At 67.2% G+C, this 22,062-nt stretch carries 20 protein-coding genes; 8 read left to right on the top strand and 12 right to left on the bottom strand.

Annotated elements, in window-relative coordinates:
• The first annotated feature begins 317 nt into the window (after nucleotides 1-317).
• The 4 genes from WG924_RS12765 to WG924_RS12750 are packed head-to-tail and all read left to right on the top strand — an operon-like array spanning nucleotide 318 to nucleotide 4,960.
• A complete protein-coding gene (locus tag WG924_RS12765; RefSeq protein WP_345933426.1) occupies nucleotides 318-1,760 on the top strand; it encodes a hypothetical protein in 1,443 nt (480 codons plus the stop codon).
• The gene (locus WG924_RS12760; protein WP_345933425.1) at nucleotides 1,744-2,565 is read left to right on the top strand and encodes a hypothetical protein; all 822 of its coding nucleotides are present in this window, start codon (nucleotides 1,744-1,746) and stop codon (nucleotides 2,563-2,565) included. Before WG924_RS12765 ends, WG924_RS12760 begins: the two co-directional genes overlap by 17 nt.
• Nucleotides 2,566-3,894 carry a coiled-coil domain-containing protein gene (locus tag WG924_RS12755; protein ID WP_345933424.1) on the top strand — a complete coding sequence of 443 codons (1,329 nt, stop codon included), beginning with the start codon at nucleotides 2,566-2,568 and terminating at the stop codon, nucleotides 3,892-3,894.
• The gene (locus WG924_RS12750; protein ID WP_345933423.1) at nucleotides 3,878-4,960 is read left to right on the top strand and encodes an OmpA family protein; all 1,083 of its coding nucleotides are present in this window, start codon (nucleotides 3,878-3,880) and stop codon (nucleotides 4,958-4,960) included. Before WG924_RS12755 ends, WG924_RS12750 begins: the two co-directional genes overlap by 17 nt.
• 24 nt (nucleotides 4,961-4,984) lie before the next feature.
• Here WG924_RS12750 and WG924_RS12745 read toward each other — a convergent pair whose 3' ends face one another.
• Genes WG924_RS12745 through WG924_RS12710 form a run of 8 tightly spaced genes read right to left on the bottom strand, consistent with a single transcriptional unit; the run spans nucleotide 4,985 to nucleotide 11,632 of the window.
• Nucleotides 4,985-5,839, bottom strand: a complete 855-nt coding sequence (locus tag WG924_RS12745; RefSeq protein ID WP_345933422.1) for an HpcH/HpaI aldolase/citrate lyase family protein — start codon at nucleotides 5,837-5,839, stop codon at nucleotides 4,985-4,987.
• Nucleotides 5,839-6,303: a MaoC family dehydratase gene (locus tag WG924_RS12740; RefSeq protein WP_345933421.1), complete on the bottom strand. Its 465-nt coding sequence runs from the start codon at nucleotides 6,301-6,303 to the stop codon at nucleotides 5,839-5,841. Before WG924_RS12740 ends, WG924_RS12745 begins: the two co-directional genes overlap by 1 nt.
• Nucleotides 6,304-6,307: 4 nt before the next feature.
• Nucleotides 6,308-7,513, bottom strand: a complete 1,206-nt coding sequence (locus tag WG924_RS12735; RefSeq protein ID WP_345933420.1) for a CaiB/BaiF CoA transferase family protein — start codon at nucleotides 7,511-7,513, stop codon at nucleotides 6,308-6,310.
• A 53-nt stretch (nucleotides 7,514-7,566) separates the two neighbouring features.
• The gene (locus WG924_RS12730) at nucleotides 7,567-8,607 is read right to left on the bottom strand and encodes a TRAP transporter substrate-binding protein (protein ID WP_345933419.1); all 1,041 of its coding nucleotides are present in this window, start codon (nucleotides 8,605-8,607) and stop codon (nucleotides 7,567-7,569) included.
• 40 nt (nucleotides 8,608-8,647) lie between these two features.
• Nucleotides 8,648-9,046 (bottom strand): cupin domain-containing protein, encoded by a 399-nt coding sequence (locus WG924_RS12725; RefSeq protein ID WP_345933418.1) that lies wholly within the window; start codon nucleotides 9,044-9,046, stop codon nucleotides 8,648-8,650.
• 20 nt (nucleotides 9,047-9,066) lie between these two features.
• Entirely contained in the window at nucleotides 9,067-10,353 is a 1,287-nt protein-coding gene (locus WG924_RS12720; RefSeq protein ID WP_345933417.1) for a TRAP transporter large permease, read from the bottom strand.
• Nucleotides 10,350-10,880: a TRAP transporter small permease subunit gene (locus tag WG924_RS12715; protein ID WP_345933416.1), complete on the bottom strand. Its 531-nt coding sequence runs from the start codon at nucleotides 10,878-10,880 to the stop codon at nucleotides 10,350-10,352. Before WG924_RS12715 ends, WG924_RS12720 begins: the two co-directional genes overlap by 4 nt.
• A complete protein-coding gene (locus WG924_RS12710) occupies nucleotides 10,877-11,632 on the bottom strand; it encodes an IclR family transcriptional regulator (protein ID WP_345933415.1) in 756 nt (251 codons plus the stop codon). Before WG924_RS12710 ends, WG924_RS12715 begins: the two co-directional genes overlap by 4 nt.
• 202 nt (nucleotides 11,633-11,834) lie before the next feature.
• On the opposite strand from WG924_RS12710, the gene WG924_RS12705 reads away from it, so the two are divergent.
• Nucleotides 11,835-12,419 (top strand): TetR/AcrR family transcriptional regulator, encoded by a 585-nt coding sequence (locus tag WG924_RS12705; protein ID WP_345933414.1) that lies wholly within the window; start codon nucleotides 11,835-11,837, stop codon nucleotides 12,417-12,419.
• A gap of 360 nt (nucleotides 12,420-12,779) precedes the next feature.
• Here WG924_RS12705 and WG924_RS12700 read toward each other — a convergent pair whose 3' ends face one another.
• Nucleotides 12,780-16,460, bottom strand: a complete 3,681-nt coding sequence (locus WG924_RS12700) for a vitamin B12-dependent ribonucleotide reductase (protein WP_345933413.1) — start codon at nucleotides 16,458-16,460, stop codon at nucleotides 12,780-12,782.
• Nucleotides 16,461-17,201: 741 nt separating this feature from the next.
• On the opposite strand from WG924_RS12700, the gene WG924_RS12695 reads away from it, so the two are divergent.
• The 3 genes from WG924_RS12695 to WG924_RS12685 are packed head-to-tail and all read left to right on the top strand — an operon-like array spanning nucleotide 17,202 to nucleotide 18,566.
• Nucleotides 17,202-17,549, top strand: a complete 348-nt coding sequence (locus tag WG924_RS12695; RefSeq protein ID WP_188577694.1) for an NADH:ubiquinone oxidoreductase subunit NDUFA12 — start codon at nucleotides 17,202-17,204, stop codon at nucleotides 17,547-17,549.
• Between the two features lie 52 nt (nucleotides 17,550-17,601).
• Entirely contained in the window at nucleotides 17,602-18,117 is a 516-nt protein-coding gene (gene mlaD / locus WG924_RS12690) for an outer membrane lipid asymmetry maintenance protein MlaD (protein WP_345933412.1), read from the top strand.
• Complete coding sequence (locus WG924_RS12685; protein WP_345933411.1) at nucleotides 18,114-18,566, top strand: DUF2155 domain-containing protein; 453 nt, start codon at nucleotides 18,114-18,116, stop codon at nucleotides 18,564-18,566. The genes mlaD and WG924_RS12685 overlap by 4 nt, the downstream gene beginning before the upstream one ends.
• 15 nt (nucleotides 18,567-18,581) lie before the next feature.
• Here the strand turns inward: WG924_RS12685 and aat are convergent, their stop codons facing one another.
• From aat to WG924_RS12670, 3 genes are all read right to left on the bottom strand, one after another.
• Nucleotides 18,582-19,301: a leucyl/phenylalanyl-tRNA--protein transferase gene (gene aat / locus WG924_RS12680; RefSeq protein WP_345933410.1), complete on the bottom strand. Its 720-nt coding sequence runs from the start codon at nucleotides 19,299-19,301 to the stop codon at nucleotides 18,582-18,584.
• A gap of 129 nt (nucleotides 19,302-19,430) precedes the next feature.
• A complete protein-coding gene (locus WG924_RS12675; RefSeq protein WP_345933409.1) occupies nucleotides 19,431-20,519 on the bottom strand; it encodes a TIGR01620 family protein in 1,089 nt (362 codons plus the stop codon).
• Nucleotides 20,516-21,967, bottom strand: a complete 1,452-nt coding sequence (locus WG924_RS12670; RefSeq protein ID WP_345933408.1) for a YcjX family GTP-binding protein — start codon at nucleotides 21,965-21,967, stop codon at nucleotides 20,516-20,518. The genes WG924_RS12675 and WG924_RS12670 overlap by 4 nt, the downstream gene beginning before the upstream one ends.
• Nucleotides 21,968-22,062 lie beyond the last annotated feature (95 nt).

The raw sequence follows: 22,062 nt of genomic DNA, 5'->3' as shown, positions 1-22,062 counted from the left end.
CCGCAAAAGAAATTTTGTGCGCCGGCAGGCCGTCCTTCGACCTCACTTTGTTCAAGAATTGGTATACCGAAATGCGGCCTGTCATTGCAGCGATCCTGTGGGAGCAGGCAAGGAACCGACCGCCGCATGCGGGGCAGAGCCGGCCTTTCGACCGTCACGTCTACATCCATAACATGAAATATATGTCATGACATGCGACTTAAGATTGCTGTATCGCAGCGAATTCGCCGACATATAATGCAGCGCCTGGGCGCATTCGCTACCGGGTTGCCGGATGCGGCACAGGCCTCCTTCCTGGCAATGATGGGCTGTCATACATGCTGAAGTCGGCATTGAGCCGTTTGACCGGCACCCTGCACCGGCCGGTGCATGTCAATCGACCTTCGCTGCAGGTTTTCCCGTCGCTCGACGTGACCCGTGTCGCGACCGAATTGCGCCTGGAGGCGGAGGGGCGGACACGAGGCGCCGCCGACCAGCCCCCGACCGACAGTCTGGTTCCTGACGACATGGAGGCGCGGGTGGCCGAGGAGGTCAGCGCCCAGAACAACCGCGCTTTTGAGATCTATGAGGAACAGCTTCACACCTATTCCGAGCGGCTGGGCGGGCTGGCCTTCGAGGACCGCTTCAACGAGATCCGGCTGGCCGCGCCGGAATGTCTGTCGGAATTCCGTGCCGAGGCGGCCAAGGGGCTGGACGAGCTTCACGGCCTGCGCCGCCATCTGCGCGAGACCGAGGCTGAGCGCGACGACTTCCGATCCCGCCATGGGTTGAAACGGGTGGCGCGGGTGCACACGCCCCTGCGTCGCGGCCTGTCGATCGCGGTGATCGTGTTGCTGCTGCTGATCGAGACGATCGCCAATGGCAGCTTCCTCGCGGCCGGCAATCAGGCGGGGTTGCTGGGTGGCGCCCTTCAGGCCCTGGTGTTCGCGGCGTTGAACATCGGTGTCGCCTTCTTTCTGGCGTATTGGGGGGTGTCGCGTCTGGCGCATCGCCATGGCGCCGTCAAGATCGTCGGCGTTCTGGCGTTGCTGCTGTATGTGATACTCGCGGCGGTGATCAATCTGGCGCTGGCCCATTACCGAGAAGCGGCGGAGATGCTGACGGATGGCGCCGGACGCGAGGTGATGCGGCGACTGATCGAGGCGCCGTTTGTGATGGGCGACATCCAGTCATGGATCCTGTTCGGCATCGGCCTGCTGTTCTCGATCGCGGCCTTCGCCGACGGCTGGCAGTTCCGCGATCCCTACCCGGGTTATGATGGCGTCCAGACCCGCCTGGATACGGCCCGTGCCGCCTATACCAGCCGCAAGATCGATCTGATCGACGCCCTCGATGATATCCGGAAGGGCTATGGCGAGAGGCTGGGCGAGGTGAGCCGCGACCTGTCGGAGCGGCGCAAGGATTACGACACCATCATCGCCAGCCGCCAGCGTCTGCAAAGCCTGTTCGAGCAATCACAGGTTACCCTGGATGCCGCCGGCACCGCGCTGCTCCGGATCTATCGCACCGCCAATCAGGCGGCGCGCACGACACCGCCACCAGCGCGGTTTGCCGAGGGCTTCGGGCTTCAGCGGATCCCGGCCACGATTTCAAGGTTGGATGAGACCGATCGCGAGGCGTTGAACGCGGCGATCCGCAGCGCCCAGCAGGTGCTGGAGGCGGGCATCGTCGAGATCAACGATGCCTTCACACAGGCGGTGGAGAAGTATCGCCAGCTCGATACCCTGGTGCGGGAGGCCGAAGATGGCACGGCGGCGTAGACGGCGTGGCGCCGCCCGTGATGTCGGCGGCCTGATCGGGCTTGCCGTGGTGACCCTGGCGGTATGCGGAATCCTGGGGGGCGGCGCCTATCTTTGGGCGACCAGCACGCCGCGGCCCGATCTGGACCCGGTGACCCTGTGCCCGGTCGACGGGCCGCGCGCGATCACCGTGATCCTGATCGACAGTTCCGACCCGCTGCCCGACATCACCCGGCGCGAGGTGCTGGTGCATCTGTCGGACATCGCCACCACCGCCCCGGAACATGGCCGGGTGGATCTGCGGGTTCTGGTGCCGGAGGCGGCCGAAAGCCGCTTGCTGTTCAGCCGCTGCAATCCGGGTGACGGCAGTGGTCTGGATGAGTGGACAGCCAATCCGGCGATGGCCCGCAAGCGCTGGGTCGCCGCGTTCGAGACGCCGCTTGCGGCCGCGCTCGACAAGAGCCTGGCGCCGGTGGAGGGTGCTGTGTCGCCGATCATGGCCACCATCCAGCAGATCGCCGTCGACAGCTTCACCGGCCGGGCGGTGAAGGATCTGCCCAAGACCCTGGTCGTGGTGTCGGACATGATCGAGAACACGCCGTCTTATTCACAATATCGCGGCGATCTGTCGTTCAGCCGCTTCGCGGCTTCTCCGGCCCATCGCCGCTATCGCACCGATCTGACCGACGCTGCGGTGACCCTGTTCTATCTGGAGCGGGCGACGGCACGGATCGACAGCGTCGCCCATGTCGAATTCTGGGCCCGATGGGTGACCGAGAATGGCGGCAGTTTCACGCGGGCGCGCAAATTGCAGGGAGCCGGGTGAATGGCGGGGCATCGCACCGAGACCCTGACCGGGCCGGTCGTCTTCGGGTTGTTCGTGATCGCCGGCATGGGCTTCATCGGCACGGCCAAGCTGCTGATGCTGGGGCCGGTTCTGGTGACCGGCCTGCCGGTCGCGATGATGCTGATCTATGCCGGCTGCCTGATCGCGTTCCGGCGGCTGCGGCTGCGCAGCGATCAGGCGGGCGACAACCTGTATTACATGGGCTTCCTGTTCACGCTCACCAGTCTTGGCGTGTCGCTCTATCAGTTCACGGCCGATGGCTCGGCCGATGACATCATCCGCAATTTCGGCATCGCTCTGGGCTCGACCATCGCCGGGGTGCTGCTGCGGGTGATGTTCAACCAGATGCGGCCGGACCCGGTGGAGGTGGAGCATGTGGCGCGCATCGAGATGTCCAACGCCGCCCGCCGGCTGCGCCGCGAACTCGACGACACGGTGCGCGAGTTGTCGCATTTCCGCCGTGCCACCGAACAGGTGATGGCGGAAGGCTTCGACGAGATCCTCACCACCACCCGCACGGTTTCCGAGCGCCTGCTGGCCGAGATTACCGAGACCAGCCAGCGCGTGGCCCAGCCGCTGGAGGCCGCCTCGCAATCGTCGCGCGCCACGCTCGACACGCTGACCACCCGGGTGTCCGACACGCTGGGCGGTGCCGCGCGCAAGCTGGCCGACGATACCGACGGGCTGTCGGCCAATGCCGGGCGGGTGTCGTCGTCGCTTGCCGCGACCGCCGAGCGGCTGACCGCGATGCAGACCCCGGAACAGGTGATCCAGATCCGGCTGGAGCCGGCGGTGGAGGCACTTGCCGCCGCGGCCCGGTCGGTGGGGGCCAGCACGCGCGAGAATACCGAGGCGCTGGCGACGGTTCTGGCGCGCAGCGACGCCCAGACCGCCGCCCGCGATGCGGATGTCGCCCGGCGCGACGAGGACCGCGACGCGCTGATCAGCCGGCTGGAGGCCACATTGGGCCAGACCGCCGCGGCGTTGACCGCCCTGAATACGCAAAGCGAGACCCAGGCCCGCCGCCACGAGGCCGAGGCCGCACGCATCATGGGCGCGGTGTCGGGGCTGGCTGCCACCACAGCCGCCGATCGGGCGCGCGATGCCGCCCGCGACGATGCGCGTGACGCCCTGCTGCGCGAGGTGGCCGCCGTGATGCAGGCGACGTCGCAGCGCGTGGTGGCGCTGGCGGCGCGGGCCGACAGCCAGTCGGCCGAGACGGTCGCCATGTTCGAAACCATCCAGAACGTGCGCGGCCGGTTGGACACCCTGCAGGCCGAAAGGGCGGCCGATGATGCGGCGCAGTAATGCCGGCTTCTCCCATGGTGGCCCATCCGATGGCGGCCCATCCGATGGTGCGGTGCGGAGCAACGCCGCATCCTATCGCCGTGGCATCGTGCTGGGTCTCACCATGGCCGAGATCATGCTGCTGCTGGTGTTCTGTCTGATCATCGTGGCATCGGCGGTGTTCGCGCGCGATGCCCGCACCATTGCCCGGATGCGCGACGATCTGGCCGAGGCGCGGGTCGAGCGCGAGCGTCTGCTGGCCGAGGCGCAGGTGATGACCCAGATGCTGAACACCCGCCCCGAAATCCCGGCCGACTGGCAGGAGGTGACCCGGGCCGCGGCCGCGGCCCGGCAGTTCGCGCAGACCGGGCTGACGGTGAGCGAGGCCGCGCGGGCCGCCCCCTATTGGCAGGCATTGGCGCCGGCGGCAGAGGCCGGCACCAGCCCGGCCGCGATGGTCGGGCAACTGGCCGAGGCCGCGGCCCTCGATGCCGCGCGCGCGGCGCATGACCTTACCGGCATGACACCCGACGAGATGGCGTCACTGGCGGCCGAGGCGCGCGCGGCCCGAACCGCCGCCGCCGAGCGGTCGGGCGACGGCGAACACCGCTGGCCGCCGATCATCAATCTGAGCGAGGCCGGAGGCTATTCCTTCGCGATCGGCAGCGCCCGGATCGCGCCGGACTTCCAGGCGATGCTGCAAGGCGATGTGGTGAAACAGTTGCTCGACCTCACCAGCCGCTATCGGGTGGATGTGATCGAGGTCATCGGTCATACCGACGAACAGACCATGGGCCGGGGCGTCTCGAACCTGGATCGCACGCTGCTGCCGGTCCTGCAGGCGCGCGCGCAGCCGGGCCAGTTGCAGCCCGGCGACAATGCCGGGCTCGGCATGGCGCGCGCGGCATCGGTGGTGGATATCCTGAAGGCCGATCCGCGACTGAAGGGGCTGACCATCCTGCCATTGTCGGCCGGACAGGCGATCATGCCCGGCGATCATCTGGCCGATGGCACCAGCACCGGCGACGTCAAGGAACGCCGCCGTATCGAAATCAGGGTGCGGCGATCGACGGCGATGGAAGGATGACCGGGCGAGGCCGGGGCGGCTGCGTCATCCGGCGCCGAATGCGGCGGCCCGCGCAAGGATGCGCTCAGACCGCTTGAGATGGGGCACGTCGACCATGCGGCCATCGAGCGCCACGACGCCGCTGCCGGGCGCGTTGCGAAACGCATCGACGATCCGGCGCGCCATGGCGATATCCTCGGCAGACGGCGTGAAGCAGCGGTTGATGACCGGCACCTGCGCCGGGTGGATGGCCATCTTGCCGGTGAAGCCATCGCGCTGTGCGGCAAGGCATTCGGCTTCCAGTCCGGCCAGATCGCGGATATCGGTCCAGACCGTGTCGACCGGCTGGACACCGGCGGCAACGGCGCCGGCCAGCATCAGGTTGCGGGCCAGGGCATAGGGGCCGGTCAGCCGGCCGTCGCCGTCACGGGATGTGGCGCTGCCAAGATCGGCCGAAAGGTCTTCGGCACCCCAGGCGAGGCCGGCAAGGGTGTTGCCGAGCCCGCCATAGCTGCCCAGCCCGAACAGGGCGGACGCGGTTTCCGTGGCGATGGCCAGAACCGGCGGGCAGGCCGCGCCCACAGCGTCGGTCAATGTCGCCAGTTGTTGAATGCAGGCCCCGCCCAGCGCCTTGGGCAGAACCAGCCCGTCGGGCCGGCCGGCCATGACGGCGGCGATATCCGCTTCCGCCAGCCCGCTTGTCAGCGCATTGATCCGCACCCACAGCTGAACGCCATCCCGTTCCATGTCGAGCGCCGCGCGGCAGGCATCACGGGCCCCGGGCTTGGCCTCCGGGGCCACGGAATCCTCCAGATCGATGATCACGGCATCGGCGCCGGCGCGGCGCGCTTTCGCGATCATCGACGGCCGGTCCGCCGGTACGAACAGCCATGATCTCATCACATCGCTCCATCGTCGGGTCGCGCGCGCATCAGACCGGTGCGCCGGCAACTGGCAACCAATATGCCATCCTGATTGTAGGCGCGGTGGTCGAAGTCCACGATCCCCTGTCCGGGCCGCGACCGCGAGGGCCGCGCCGAGATGATCGTGGTCTCGACCCGGATCGTGTCGCCGTGAAACAGCGGGTGGGGAAACCGCACATCGGTCATCCCCAGATTGCCCAGCGTGGTGCCGAGCGTGGTCTCGTGCACCGAGATGCCGATCATCATGCCCAAAGTGAGCAGGGAATTGACCAGCGGCCGGCCCCATTCGCTCGCCGCCGCGAAATGGCGGTCTATATGCAGCGGCTGCGGGTTCATGGTCTGCACCGAGAAGCCGACATTGTCGGCCTCGGTGATCGTGCGGGTGATGGCGTGCCGGATGACGGTGCCGGGCACGAACTCTTCAAGCCAGAGGCCGGCCATGGTGTCAGATCTCCGCAATGGTGCTGGCGAGCCGCACGATGCCGCGCGCGGCCAGATCGCGGGTATCGGCGGCAGCATAGCCCAGTTCGGTCATCAGGGCGCCGGTATCCGCGCCCAGTTCCGGCGGTGCCTGGTCTGCGGCCAGGTTTATGCCGCGCATGGTGACGGGCTGGGGGACCGACCGGACGCGGGCTGGGAGCGGGTCGGTCGGCTGGAAGAAACCCACCGCCGCGAGATGCGGGTCGGTCAGCAGATCCTGCAGCGAACTGACCCGCGAATGGGGCACGTCGAGCCGCTGGAAGGTCGCGATCCAGTCGTCGGTGCTGCGCGTGAGCATGGCTGCGGCGAGCACTTCATACATCTGGGCCGCATGGCGGGAGCGGTCGGTCGCATCGGCGAACCAGGGCTGCCGGACGACGTCGTCCTGGCCGAGTTCGGCGAAGGTCCGCCGCCAATGCGCCTCGGTATAGGGCAGCACGGCAAGCCAGCCATCGGCTGTCTGGAACGGCCGGCGCTGCCGGTTCAGCAGGCGCTGATAGCCGGGGGCCGCCGTCTCGGAAAAGCTGGCGGCGGCAAGATGCTCGGTCATGACGAAGGCGCTCAGCACCTCGAACATCGGCACCTCGATCTCGACGCCCCGGCCGCTGTCGCGGCGGCCATACAGCGCCATCGCGATCGCGTTGGCCGCATAGAGGGCGGCGATCTTGTCGGCGATGACCCCGGGGACATAGGCGGGCTCGCCGCCGATATGGACCGGCAGCCCGGCAATGCCGGATGCCGCCTGGATCACGTCGTCATAGGCGGGCCGTGCCGCATAGGGCCCCCGGCTGCCGAAGCCGATCGCCGAGCAATAGATCAGGCGGGGGTTGAGCGCGCACATCTCGGCCGGGCCGAAGCCCAGGCGGTCGATGGCCGCCAGGCGCATATTGTGCAGGAAGACATCGGCCCTGGCCACGAGCCGCCGCAGCACCTCGCGGCCTTCCGCGGTCTTCAGGTCGATGGCGATGCTGCGCTTGTTGCGGTTGCAGTTGACGAACATAGCGCTTTCGCCGGTATCGGCGCGCGGATCGACATAGCGCGCCAGATCGCCTTCAGGTGCCTCGACCTTGACGACCTCGGCACCGAAATCGGCGAGAATCTGACCGGCCATCGGCCCGAGGACGATGGTCGACAGCTCGACCACCCGGACGCCCTTCAGAAGATCCAGCATATCGCCTCCTTGTCAGTGGATCGGCGGCGGCCATGGAGCCGCCGCCGTCCGGGTCAGTTGCCCTGCTTGCGCAGTGCGGCGACTTCGGCACGGAAGTCGGCGAGGATCTCGCTGCCCTTCTTGCCGCGGGCGTCCAGCGCCTTTGCCCAGTGGTCGGCCACGCTGGAGAAGCCGTTGTTCAGACGGGTCTTGTCGTCGGCGCTCAGCGTGAAGACATCGGCGCCGCCGGCGGCGAGCTTGTCGGCCAGTTCACCCTCGGCCTGATCGAAGGCTTTGCAGGCGCTTTCCGTCACCGCGCGCCCGGCCCGGGTCAGCACGTCCTGCATGTCGGCGGGCAGGCTGTCCCACTTCTTCTGCGAGATGGAATAGGTGATGCCGACGGTTCCGAAATTGGCGCCGCGCGTGGCCGAGCCGACAATCTCGTCGAGACCATAGGAATAGGTCGAGGTGAAGGGCAGAAGCGCCCCGTCGATCGTGCCCTTGGTCATGGCATCGAAGATCTCGGGCGGGGTCATCCGCACCGGGACGCCGCCGATCGCCTGCAGCGATAATTCCATCGCGCCGGGGTTGGAGCGGATCTTCTTGCCGGCGATGTCGCCAAGCGACCCCACGCCGGCGCGCTTCGAGAACACCGCCTGATAGGGCGACAGCGCCACGTTATAGAGCACCCGCACGCCGTTGGGCCTGAATTCGAGCGTGTCGAGTTTGCCGCCCGGACGCACGAGTTCGGCAAAGGCCAGCGAGCCCTCGCAGGATGACGCGATCTCGCCCGGAAGCTCGACGACACCGCCAAGCGGCATCTTCTCCGACACATAGGACGGCACGATATAGCCGATATCGGCGATGCCGGCCTGGGTGATGGCCAGCATGTCCTTGGCCTTGGCCAGTTGCTGGGCCGGGTAGTGCTCGAAGGCGATCCGGTCGCCCAGTTCCTGTTTCACCGTCTCGATGAACAGGTTGGTCGTGTTGCGGGTGATGATGTGATCGGCCGGCAGGCTGTCGGCGATCTTCAGCGTCACCTCTTGTGCCAGCGCCGGTGCGGCGGTGACCGTCAGCGCCGCGAGGCAGCCCAGGATGCGGAATGCGGGTGTCATTCTTGTTTGTCCTCCCTTGTGTCGTTCGTTCGGGTGTCTGTCAGCACTCGACCCGGGCGCCCTCGCCATAGGGCGGGCCATAGGCGATCAGCACCCGCACCGGCTCGTCGCCGATGGCGATGAAGGTGTGCGGCATGTCGGCGGGGAAGAAGCACGACTGGCCGGGGCCGATCTCGCGGGTGAACCCGCCGACCTCGACCCGGGCATGGCCGTCGAGCATCCAGCAGAACTGCTCGATCCCCGGGTGGTAATGCGGCGTGGCGCCCTGGCCCGGCTCGATGGTGCCGATCAGCACCTCCAGATGGGTGGCGCCGGTATCCGCCGACACCAGCCGGCGGTTGACGGTGCCGCTATGCCCCCGGGGTGTGTATCCCGCCACCTGTGCTTCCTGCGGGAAGAAGCGGTCGGCGCCTGCATCTGTTGGCGATTGCGTGGCCATGGGGTTCATCCTCTTGTCGATTATTGGATTGTGCCGGGCAGCCACAGAACCAGTCCGGGCAGTGCCACCAGCAGCGCCAGCACGATGAGGTGGGCGATGACATGGGGCATGACGCCGCGAAAGATCTCGGCCAGCGGGCGGTTGGCATAGCGCGCCACGACGAAGATGTTCATGCCGAGCGGCGGGGTGATCATGCCGACCTCGGCCGCCACCACCACCAGCACGCCGAACCAGACCGGATCGAAGCCCAGGCCGACGATGGCCGGCACCATGACCGGCACGGTCAGGATCAGGATCGCCATCTGATCCATGAAGCAGCCGAGCACCAGATAGAACAGGATGATCCCGGCCATCACCACGTAAGGCGAGACGTCGAGCCCGGTGATCCAGGCGACGAAACCGGGCGTGATCTGGCCAAGCGTCAGCACATAGCCGAAGACATGGGCGCCGATGATGATCAGGAAGATCATGCAGGTCGCCCGCACGGCCCGGGTCAGCGCGCCCCAGGTCGTGGACCAGGTGAGCTTGCGGAAGGCGGCGGCGATGACGAAGGCGCCGAAAGCGCCGAGGCCGGCCGCCTCGGTCGGCGTGGCGACGCCCAGATAGATCGATCCGGTAACGCAGAGCAGCAGCACCAGCATCGGCGCGATCTCGCGCATGGCCACCAGCTTGTCGCGCCATGACCAGGATCGTGCCGTGGGTGCGATCGTCGGATCGCGCCACAGCAGCACATAGATCGTGGCGATGATCGCGAGCGTGACCAGTATTCCGGGGATCACCCCGCCGATCAGCAGATCGGCGATATTCACCTCGACGATGATCCCGTAGAGGACCAGGGCGATCGAGGGCGGGATCAGCATCGCCAGCGTTCCCGACACGGCGACCACACCGGCCGAGAATTTCGGCTCATAGCCGGCGCGCTGCATCGCCGGGATGGAGGTTGACGACAGCGCCGCCGCGGCCGCCGTCGATGAGCCGGAGATGGCGCCGAATCCGGCACCGGCGAGCGCGGTGGCAACAGCCAGACCGCCGGGCGTGCGCCCGACCCAGATGGTGATCGCCTGGAACATCCGGTCGGCGATGCCACTGACCACCACGAATTCGGCCATCAGGATGAACAGCGGGACCGCGATCAGTTCATAGCCATTGGTCGTGGACAGCGGGGTTGTCGCCAGAACCGACAGCGCGCTGTCGAAACCGGTGACGGCGCCAAGGCCGAGCAGGCCGGTGAAGGTGAGCGCGAAGCCGACCGGCACGCCGAACAGAAGCAGCACCAGCAGGCCGAGGACGACGAGGATCGAGATCATGCCCGTGCCTCCGGCTCGCCCGGCCGACCAGCGGGCCGGGCGCCGGTCACCATCATCCTGATCGCGTCCGCAAGACGCGCCGCACAGACCAGAACCATGGCGGCCGAGCCCGCCGGCACCAGCAGATAGCTGGCCCATGCCGGCCAGGGCACGATGCTGGCAATGACCTCATCACGCAGAAAGCTCTGCCAGAAGCGATCCCACGAGCACCAGACCAGCAGGGTGAAGACCGCGAGGCCGATCGCGGCCGCCAGCATGTCCGACATCGCCCGCAGCCGCGGGGGCAGCCGAAGCGTCAGAATATCGACGGCGAGATGCTCGTTGCGCGCATAGGTCGGGCCGACGCCGAAGAAAAACACCGCTGGCGTCAAGTAAAGGCCGACCAGATCATGGGCGAAGAAGATCGGCATGCCGAGGCCATAGCGCAGCGTCACATCGGCGACGATCAGCAAGGTCATCGCAGCCAGCGCGGTGGCGGCCACCGCCGAGAAGGCGGTGTCCACCCAATGCGTTATCCGGCGGATCATGCGGTGGCTCCGCCATCGGCGATCTGATCCCGGATGGCGGCGACGCTGGCTTTCAAAGCCGCCGCGATCTCTTCGTGGCGCCCCTGCATCCGGTAATTCGGGCCGGCGACCGACAGGCCCAGGGTCTGGCCGGCAACCTCCAGAAGCACGCCGACGCCCGAGACATCGGGCGTGTATTCGGTGGCGTTCAGAAACCAGCCGCGGGCACGGGCCTCGACGATGGTTTCGAACAATCGTGCCGGGTCGGTGACCGAGGTCGCCGCCGCCCCCGAATAGTCGAGGGTGGTGAGGTCCGCCATCAGGGCGCGGTCGTCCTGTGCCGCCAGGATCGCCTTGCCCGACGAAATCGCATAGATCGGCCGGCGTTCGCCCGGCCGGGCCGAATACCGCACGCCCTTGGTCGATTCCAGCGCGTCCAGATAGATGATCTCGTCGCCATCGCGCGCGGCCAGCAGCACGGTTTCGCCGGTGCGGCTGCGCAGCAGTTCCATGTGCTCGCGCACCAGCCCCAGCACCGGGTCGCCGTCCAGGATGGCCGCGCTGACGTCATGGATGCGGCGGGTGGGATAGAAGCCGCCCCGCCGCCGGACCTCGAACAGATAGCCGCGTGCCCGCAGGGTCGCGATCAGATTGCTGGTGCTCGACAGCGGAAGATCCAGCGTCTCGGCCAGCTGCGTCAACGTCGCCGGCTGCTGCTCCGCTGCAAAATACTCAAAGAATTTCAGAACGTTGTCTGCTTGGCGGACGATCATTGGCTTCTCCTGGATGAGCCGGGCGGCCATCGGCGCGCGGCCGGCCCATCATGCCCTCGTTGCTGGTCGTGGGTGCGGCGTGCGGCCCGTTCTTCATGATCATGAATTATTATTCCTATATATGAAGAAAAATTGCAAGCCATGTGCCGACCAGGTCGGGTCATCCTTGACCAGCGCCCTACTGGAAGGTAGGCTGCGAGATATGAGCACGCCTGCAAACACCTCTGATGACATCATCCGCGTCGCACGCTCCCTGATTGTCGCGGGCGGGTATAATGGCTTCAGCTATGCCGACATCGCCGATGTCGTCGGGATCCGCAAGCCAAGCATCCATCATCATTTCCCGACCAAGGCCGACCTCGTGCGCACGCTGGTCTCCCGTTACCGGGAGGAGGCGCAAACCGGCCTTGAGCATCTTGAACGGCAGTTTTCCGACCCGCTGGCGCAGCTTCGGGCCTATGCGGGTTTCTGGAAGGCCTGCATCACGGACGCCAGCCTGCCGTTCTGCGTCTGCGCTCTTCTGGCAAGTGAGCTTCCGGTCCTCCCGGCCGAGGTCGCGCTTGAGGTCAAAGCCTATTTCCGCTCATTCTCGGCCTGGCTGGCATCAGTGATGGCGCGTGGCCGGAACGAGGGAAAACTGACGCTGACGACGTCTCCGCAGATCGAAGCGGACATCTTCATGGCGACCGTTCATGGGGCGATGCTCTCGGCCCGCGCTTACGACGATCCCGCGATGTTCGGGATCATCATGGACCCGGTGATCGACCGGCTGTCCATTGGGCATTGAGCCGCGATCGACATGGACCGGAGCGGGCTGTGTTCGCCCGGTTCACGACCTGCGATCTGATCTGCTGGTTTGACCTGCATCGTCCTCTGCCGGCTCCGGCATCGCGAGAGCGTCGGTGAACGATATCGAGCCGGGCGACTATGTCGGCATCGCATCGCTGCCGAAGGCGGACGACGGCGACGGGGCTCTGGACGTCCTGATCTTCCCGCCGGCTCTCAAAGGAGATCGGGGAAGGGTGCTACGGATGAAAAATGCCCGCCAGCCCCGATCGTGCAGGGGCTGGCGGGCATGGCTCAGGCGTTCGGCTGACGACAACCCAGGATGACGGGGGCCGTTACCTCTGGTGGGTATGCCGGCCGATCACGAGCAGCCGCTGGTCGAGCCGCAGGTGACGCATTTCAGGCAGGTGCCGTTGCGCACCAGGGTCATGTTGCCGCATTCGCCGCAGGGGTCGCCCTCGAAGCCCTTCATGCGGGCGACGCGGATGGCCTCCATCTGCTCGTCGTAAGGATTGGCCTCGGCCGTCCGGGGCTGGCCCAGGGTGGTCGGGGAGTTGTCCTCATAGGCATGGTGGTGCGGTTCGGCATAGGCGGTGGCGGTGTTGCCACCGGCGCCGCCGCGCAGCACATACAGATTGCTGCGCACGAAACCGGCGCTGGCGAGGCCCATGGCGGCGGCGACCGCCGGGGTGGGGCCGGTCTTGCCCAGACCGCCATCCTCGCGGCTGCCTTCACGCACCCCGCGCCCGACACTGTCGGGCAGCAGATCCGCCGGCTGCACCGGCTGGACATGGGCCAGATCGGTGCGCCCCAGATACGAGATCGCCAGTTCGCGGAACACATAGTCGAGGATCGACGTCGCCATCTTGATCGCGTCATTGCCCTCGACGATGCCCGAGGGCTCGAAGCGGCTGAACACATAGGCGTCGACATATTCCTCAAGCGGCACGCCATATTGCAGGCCGATCGAGATGGCGATGGCGAAGGCGTTCATCAGGCTGCGGAAGGCGGCGCCTTCCTTGTGCATGTCGATGAAGATCTCGCCGATCTTGCCGTCTTCATACTCGCCGGTGCGCAGATACAGCTTGTGGCCACCGACCACCGCCTTCTGGGTATAGCCCTTGCGGCGATGGGGCAGGCGGCGGCGCTCGCTCAGATACTGGGTCACGATCCGCTCGGCGACCACACGGGCCTGTTCGGCCGCGGGCTTGGCCACCAGCTCGGCCACGGCTTCCTCGACATCCGCGACGTCGTCGTCGCCCAGGATCATGGCGTTCAGGGGCTGGGAGAGCTTCGAGCCGTCGCGATACAGCGCATTGGCCTTCAGCGCCAGACGCCAGGACAGCATATAGGCTGCCTTGCATTCCTCGACCGTGGCGCCATTCGGCATGTTGATGGTCTTGGAGATGGCGCCCGAGATGAAGGGCTGGGCCGCCGCCATCATCCGGATATGGGCTTCGGCCGACAGATAACGGGTGCCGGTGCGGCCGCAGGGGTTGGCGCAGTCGAACACCGGCAGATGCTCGTCATCCAGGCCCGGAGCGCCTTCCAAGGTCATCGCGCCGCAGACCCAGATATTGGCGGCGTCGATCTCGTCCTTGGAGAAGCCCAGCCCCTGAAGCATGTCGAAGCTGGGATCGTCGAGCTGCGCATCGGTGAAGCCCAGCCCGTCGCGGCAGAACTCGGCGCCGAGCGTCCACTTGTTGAAGGCGAATTTCAGCTCGAAGGCCTGACCCAGCGACTTCTCAAGCCGCGCGATCGCCTCGTCGTCGAAGCCGCGGGTCTTCAGTGCCGCATGACCGATGGTGGGCGAGCCCTTCAGCGTGCCGCGACCGACCGCATAATCGACGATCTGGCGGATATCGGCCGCGCCATAGCCAAGCTTGGTCAGCGCCTCGGTGACGGTGCGGTTGATGATCTTGAAATAGCCGCCGCCGGCCAGCTTCTTGAACTTCACCAGCGCGAAATCGGGCTCGATGCCGGTGGTGTCGCAATCCATCACCAGCCCGATGGTGCCGGTGGGGGCGATCACGGTCGACTGCGCGTTGCGGAAACCATGGGCCTCGCCCAGTTCCAGCGCGGCATCCCAGGCGCGGCGGGCGGCATCGCCCAGGCGCGGATCGGGAATATTGGCGTGGTCGAGTGCCACCGGCGTGGTCGACAGGCCTTCATAGCCATCGGCCAGACCATGGGCCGCGCGACGATGATTGCGGATCACCCGCAGCATCGCATCGCGGTTGGGGGCGAATTTCGGGAAAGTGCCCAGTTCCGACGCCATCTCGGCCGAGGTGGCATAGGACACGCCGGTCATGATCGCGGTCAGGGCGCCTGAGAGCGCCCGGCCCTCATGGCTGTCATAGCCAAGGCCCGATGCCATCAGCAGGCCGCCCAGATTGGCATAGCCGAGGCCAAGGGTGCGGAAATCGTAAGAGAGCTGCGCGATCGTGGCCGAGGGGTACTGCGCCATCAGCACCGAGATTTCGAGCGTGATGGTCCACAGCCGGACCGCGTGCTCGTAAGCCTCGATGTCGAACGTGCCGTCGGCGGTGCGGAAGGTCATCAGGTTCAGCGACGCCAGATTGCAGGCGGTGTCGTCGAGGAACATGTATTCCGAGCACGGATTGGACGCGTTGATCCGGCCATGGGCGGGGCAGGTGTGCCAGTCATTGATCGTGGTGTCGAACTGGATGCCGGGATCAGCGCTCGCCCAGGCGGCGTTGCCGATCTGCTCCCACAGCTCGCGCGCCTTGATCCGCTTGACCACGACGCCATCGGTGCGCCGGGTCAGCTCCCAGTTGCCGTCGGCGAGCACGGCGTTCAGGAAGGCATCGGTAACGCGCACCGAATTGTTCGAATTCTGGCCCGACACGGTCAGATAGGCTTCCGAATCCCAGTCGGTGTTGAACACCGGCACATGGATCTCGGTATAGCCCTGGCGGGCGAACTGGATGACCCGCTGGATGTAGTTTTCCGGGATCAGCGCCGCGCGGGCCGCCTTCACCGCGCTGCGCAGGGCGCTGTTGCGGCGCGGATCGAACCGGTCATCCTCGGCGACCGTCAGGTCGGAGGCCGCCCGGATCACCGCGTTCATGTGCTTGTTGGCGAGCTTCGAGCCGGTGACCAGCGCCGCCACCTTCTGCTCTTCGATCACCTTCCAGTTGATATAGGCCTCGATATCGGGATGATCGACATCGACCACCACCATCTTGGCGGCGCGGCGCGTGGTGCCGCCCGACTTGATGGCGCCGGCGGCGCGGTCGCCGATCTTCAGGAAGCTCATCAGCCCCGACGAGCGGCCACCGCCCGACAGCGGCTCGCCTTCGCCACGCACCGACGAGAAATTGGTGCCGGTGCCCGAGCCGTATTTGAACAGCCGGGCTTCGCGCACCCACAGGTCCATGATCCCGCCCTCGTTCACCAGATCGTCGGACACCGACTGGATGAAGCAGGCATGGGGCTGGGGATGCTCATAGGCGGTTGCCGACCGGGTCAGTTCACCGGTCTGGAAGTCGACGTAATAATGGCCCTGCGCCGGCCCGTCGACACCATAGGCCCAATGCAGGCCGGTGTTGAACCATTGCGGCGAATTGGGGGCGGCCATCTGGTCGGCCAGCATCCGGCACATTTCGTCGCGATAGGCGGCGGCATCGGCTTCGGTGTCGAAATAGCCGCCCTTCCAGCCCCAATAGGCCCAGGTGCCGGCCATGCGGTCGAAGACCTGGGCGGCGGTCAGCTCGCTGCCATAGCGCTTGTCTTCGGGCAGCCTGGCCAGTGCCGCGTCATCGGGCTCGGACCGCCACAGGAAGTCGGGCACGCCGTCCTCAGGCACGCGCCGGGTGATGGCGGGAATGCCGCGCTTGCGGAAGTACTTCTGCGCGATGATGTCGCTGGCGACCTGCGACCACGAGGCCGGAACCTCGATGTTTTCGAGCTTGAAGACGACCGAGCCGTCGGGATTGCGGATCTCGCTGGTTGCGGTCCGCATCTCGATCCCCGCATAGGGGGACTTGCCTTCGACGGTGAACTTGCGGGCGATCCGCATCGTATCCTGCCTCCATCATGCACACGGGCCACCAAAGGCGACCGGTTGCCGGGAAAAATCTCGTGAGCGGCCACGGGTCATGCACCCGGCACGGAAACACCCCGAAGCCTGGCGCGCGATGCATGGCTCTTGCATCGGGCATGCCCGGGCGGCGGGGTGTGCGGGGGGCGGGTGACGCAGTGGTCGGTTAAAGTTTGTGATCAGGGTGCTGCCAGCACATCCGGCGCAACACGTTCATATCCGGTGCAATGGTTCGTCTCTGGCGCAAAAGCCCCGGCAAAGCATGGCGGCATGCAGTCCATGCCTCTTTGCCACCGGCTCGTCATCCTGGGTGTCTGAGCCGGATCGTAAGCCCGGCCTCGGTCCGCCGCAAGCGTTTTCGTCACAGCCTGCGATCAATATCTAGGGGTATTTCGCCTCAGTTTTATCTATATGGTGTGGTTGCATGTGGATAATCTCCCGGCGCTTCCGTCAGGCCTTTGTGGCCTCCAAATACCCGGAGGGCCTGCGTTTCCGGCTGATCGGGCCGGATTGACCGTCGACTTATCCACAGATGATGTGGGGATAAGAATCTGCCGGCTGTTGACGGAAACCGTCGTGTGTCGTGCGCCCGCGCCCCATATGATGGGCAGCACCAACGGGATGGCCGGGCAACCCTGCCGGGTCATCTTCCGCCAAGGCTTGCGCCCGCCGGCCCCAGCCCCTATCTTTGCCGCGGCCAGCCATCCGGACAGTGGACCCATGACCAATTTCGCTACGCGTCTCTTTACCATGCGCTACGGCACCGCCGTCGGCGAGGACGAGTTCGGGAACCGGTACTTCCGGCACAAGAACAAGCCGTCCAAGCGCTGGGTGACCTATGCCAAGGCGGTCGACCCGACCAGCGTGCCGCCCGAATGGCACCGCTGGCTGCATGGCACGACCGACAAGACCCCCTCGGAAGCGCCTCTGCCGCGCCAGAGCTGGGAAAAGCCGTTCGAGCCGAACCACACCGGCAGCGCCGACGCCTATCTGCCCCAGGGCCATCTGCTGGCCACGGGCGAACGGCCGAAGGCCACCGGCGATTACGAGCCCTGGACCCCGTCCTGAACCGCCCGTCCTGAACCGACAGCCCGGCCACTCGGCCAGAAGGATCAAGAGCTTGCAGCGCAGTGTCGTTGAAACCCTGCTCGGCGCGGCCGTGATTGCGATCGCGGTCGGCTTCGCCGTTCAGGCCTATACCGGCGCCGGACGGGGTGGCAGCGGCGGCGGCTATGCCATCACCGCCGCCTTCGACAGCGTCGATGGCATCGTCGCCGGCTCCGAAGTCCGCATCGGCGGCATCAAGGTCGGCACGGTCACCGATCAGCATCTCAATCCCGAAACCTATCGGGCCGAACTGACCCTGGCGATCAACCCCCAGATCAAACTGCCGGCCGACAGCTCGGCCGAGATCGCAAGCTCCGGCCTGCTCGGCGACAAATATGTCTCGGTGGTGCCGGGTGGCGATGACCGCATGCTCAATCCGGGTCAGGCGATCACCTATACCCAGTCGTCGATCAGCCTGGAATCGCTGATCGGGCGGTATATGTTCTCGTCCGGCGGCAATGAGGCCGAGGGTGAGAAGGCCGGCGGCGGTGCCGCCCCGGCCACCAAGCGTGACCCCTTCGCCGAATGAGCCCGCGCCGCGCCATCGCCGCTCTGGCGGCCGTCGTCTCGCTGGCACTGGCGGCGGCACCCTCGGTGTCGCCCGCGCTGGCGCAGCAGTCGGGCATCCCGGCGATCCCCGGCAAGGTCGCGGTGTTCAATGGCTTGAACAAGGTCACCGCCCGGATCAGCCGGATCGTGGCTCCGGTCGACCAGCCGGTGGAATTCGGCTCGCTGGTCATCACCGCGCGCTATTGCGAAAGCGCCCCCCCGGAAGAGGCGCCCGAGGCCCGGGTCTTCGTCGAGGTCGATCAGACCACGGCCACGGCCCCGACCGAGCGGGTGTTCGATGGCTGGATGTTTGCGTCATCGCCCGGCATCAACGCGCTCGACCATGCGATTTACGACATCTGGCCGGTGAGCTGTTCAGACCAGCCGCCGAAGCCCGAGGCGGAAGAGACCACCGCGGCCAAAGGCTGACCGCGCCGTCGGCTTTCAGATTTCCACCACGATGGCGTCGGCATCGTCATGAGGGCCGCGGGGGCGCCGGACCGGAAGGGCGACCGGGCCGTCGATGGCCGTCAGCACCTGATCGGGCGTGCCCGCTGCCAGGCTGAAGGGCAGGGGCGTGAAGCTGGCCCGGATGCCAAGCGCCGCGCGCAGCCGGTCCTGATACAGCCCGCGGGGAATCTCCATCGCGCCGAAACGCATCAGATGCTCGGTCACGAACTGGGTGTCGAGCAGGCGATAGCCGCCGCGCTTCAGCCGGGCCACCAGATAGGCCAGCGCGATCTTGCTGGCATCGGTGCGGCGGCTGAACATGCTTTCGCCGAAAAAGGCACCGCCCAGCGACACGCCATACAGCCCGCCGACCAGATCGTCACCCTCCCAGGCCTCGATGCTATGGGCATAACCCAGCGTGTGCAGGGTGGTATAAAGCTCTAGAATCTCACCATTGATCCAGGTCCGCGCCCGCCCGGGGGCGGGTGCGGCACAGCCCAGCATCACGCCTTCGAAATCACGGTCGATGGTGATGGTGAAAGGCTGGCGGCGGATGGTCTTGCGCAGCTTGCGCGGCAGATGAAAGCCGTCCAGCGGCAGAACGCCGCGATGTTCGGGGTCGATCCAGTACAGGTCCGGGGACTCGCCCGACTCGGCCATGGGAAAGATGCCGCAGACATAGGCGCGCAGCAGCAGATCGGGCGTGAGGTGCATGATGGCAAGCTGTCTCCCTGACCGCAGGACCGAACCCGCCTTTCCGTCATGAATGTGGGCGCAGACCGCGTCTTTAACAACCATGACCGCCGCAACCGGTTTCCGGCGCCGGGCGTGAAGGATGGCCGCCTATCCGGCCCGCTGGCCCGACAGCATGCGCATCATATCACGCCTGAGATCGGCGGTCCGTGGCCGTGCCACGGCCTGGAACGGCAGCGGGCGGCAGGCCTCGATGGCACCCAGGCCGATACGCGCCGCCACCAGACCGTTGACCACGCCCTGGCCCAGCCGGGCCGAAACCGCCGCGGCGATCCCGCCACCCAGGGCATCGACCGCCATGTCCTGGCCGGCCTCGCCGACACCGGCCATGGCCGCCGCACCCAGGCTGCGGCGCACGATCCTGAGGCTGGCGATCCGCCCCGGCCGCACACCATAGAGGGCCGCGACCTCGCGGACCAGCCGGGCATTGCGCCACAGCACCACGGCGGCATCCAGCAGGGCCGCGGGGCTTGCGGCCGTGGCAAGGGCGGTGTCGCGTGCCGCCAGCAGCACCAGCCGCCGGGCCTCGGCATCGATCGGGGCCAGCAGCAGGCGCTCGGTCAGGGCCAGCGCTTCCTGGGCGTCATGAGCATCGGTCAACTGGCTGGCGAATTCGGCCTGGGCCGTGGTCAGCCCCGGCCGATCGGCATAGAGCGCGGATATCCGTGCGGCCAGGGCGGTCGCATCGGCCGCCGCCGCCGGATCATCGGTGGCGGCGGCAAGGCGGGCCGCCGCGTGGCGCAGGCCGTCGACCTTCGACAACCGGCGCAATGCGCTGATCTCCAGGGCGCCGAGCGTGCCGAGCCCGGCAAGCGCCGCGCCGCCGAGCCCTGCCACGGCCCAGCCCAGCCAGTCGGCCTCGATGAAGGCGCGGTTGACCAGATCCCAGGTCTCGAACCCGATCACCGCCACCACCAGACCGGCGATCCCGCCCAGCAGCAGGCGCCGGCCGGTCCGGCGCAGCGGACCGGCGGTGCCCGCCGCCGGCATCAGCCCGCGTCCCGACACCACCGCCGGCAGATCGTTGCTGTTGTCCTCGGCGAGACGGGCGGTGCGGGCGGCATCGTCGGGCAACTCTCCGGGGCCGGTGGTGGCGGCATCGCGATGGCTTGCGGCCGCCTGCACCGGCTTCACGTCGACAATGCGCGGTTCATCGAAGATGCGCGGGCGATCGCTCATGCCAGACGGTCTCCGATCAGATGATCCAGGGCCTGATCCAGCCGGATATGCGCCAGACCGTGGCCGTCGCGCACCAGACCGGCCGGCGGCACGAAGGGGGGATAGTCGAAACCACGGCCGGCGGCGCGGGCGATCGCCTCGGCCGGATCGGCCGGCAGATCGCCCGGATAGACCACCGATGCCTGGGCGCGCCCGGTCAGCCAGCCGCGCACACAGGCAAGGTTGCGACCATCATGCTCGGCAAACACGCTTTCCGCCGCCTTGACCGCGGCGATCGCAAGCGTGCGGGTCTCGGCGCCGTCGAAGCGGATCGCGCGGGCGGCATCGGCGACCATCGCCTGCATCAGGCCATCGAGCCGGGCATGCTGGCTGGCGGGCACCTGATCGGCCTTGGTGGCGGCGAACAGCACCCGATCGATCCGCACACCCGACAACAGCCGGCCGATCATGCCGCTGCCGCGACCATAGCGGAAGGCGCCGAGCGATTCGGTCAGCGCCAGTTTCAGATCGTCGATCGCCGCCGGCCCGGCACTCAGCGCGCCGGGCAGATCGACCAGCACCACCTGCCGGTCCAGCCGGGCGAAATGGTCGCGAAAGAACCGGCCGACGATGCGCCGACGATATTGATCGAAGCGTTCTTCCGCCACCGCATACAGGCTGCCCGACGGCGCGCGGCCCGCAGGCTCCGGCAGGGGCGAGAAGGCGAGCACCGGCGCGCCCTCCAGATCGCCGGGCACCAGGAAGCGGCCGGGGCCCAGCCGCGAGACCGCAAGCCCGGCCTCGCGGCAGGCGATCAGATGCGCGCTCCAGGCGCGGCCCAGTTCGGCCAGCACCACATCATCGGCGGGGGCCGCGGGGTCGAGGGTCGAGAGCCGGTCGAGGAAAGGTCGCGCCAGTTCGGCACGCGGGCCGCTCCGCGACCGCGACAGGGCCTCGGCGGACCAGTCGGCGAAGCCGCGCTCGATCAACGCCAGATCCAGCAGCCATTCGCCGGGATAATCGATGATGTCGAGGGTGAGGTCGCGCACCGGCCGGATGCGGCGATCGACCAGCCCGGCGGGCTTCCAGCGCAGGCCGATGCGCAATTGCGACAGGGTGCGGGTGGATGCGGGCCAGCCCGGCGCGTCGCCATCGCTGCCGGCGATGCGGGCCAGATGGGTTTCATAGGCGAAGCGTGGAATTTCGGGGTCGCCGGGCCGGCGCAGTTCCGCCCCGATCAGCCGGCCATCGGCGCGGGCCTGCAGAAAGGGCAGCCGGTCGGGAAACAGCAGCGCGCGGGCGATGGCGGTGGTGAACACGGTCTTGCCCGACCGCGCAAGGCCGGTAACCCCCAGCCGGAGCGGCCGGTCGAGAAGCGACGCCGCCTCGTCCGCCAGCATCTCGGGTGAGAAGCGGCGGGCGAGGCGGCGTGCCGTTGAACCCAGGCGGTCGAAGGACGATGCGGACAAGCGGTGGAGTTCCGGTTTCTGTGGGCGCCGAACAGGCTGAGACTGCCCTTCAGATCGGAAGCCCGCGGGCGGGGTTCAACCGGAGGCGGCGAATC

It is taken from the genome of Tistrella arctica (genome assembly GCF_039630945.1).
GTDB lineage: Bacteria > Pseudomonadota > Alphaproteobacteria > Tistrellales > Tistrellaceae > Tistrella > Tistrella bauzanensis.
This window is presented reverse-complemented; position numbering and strand designations above follow the sequence as displayed.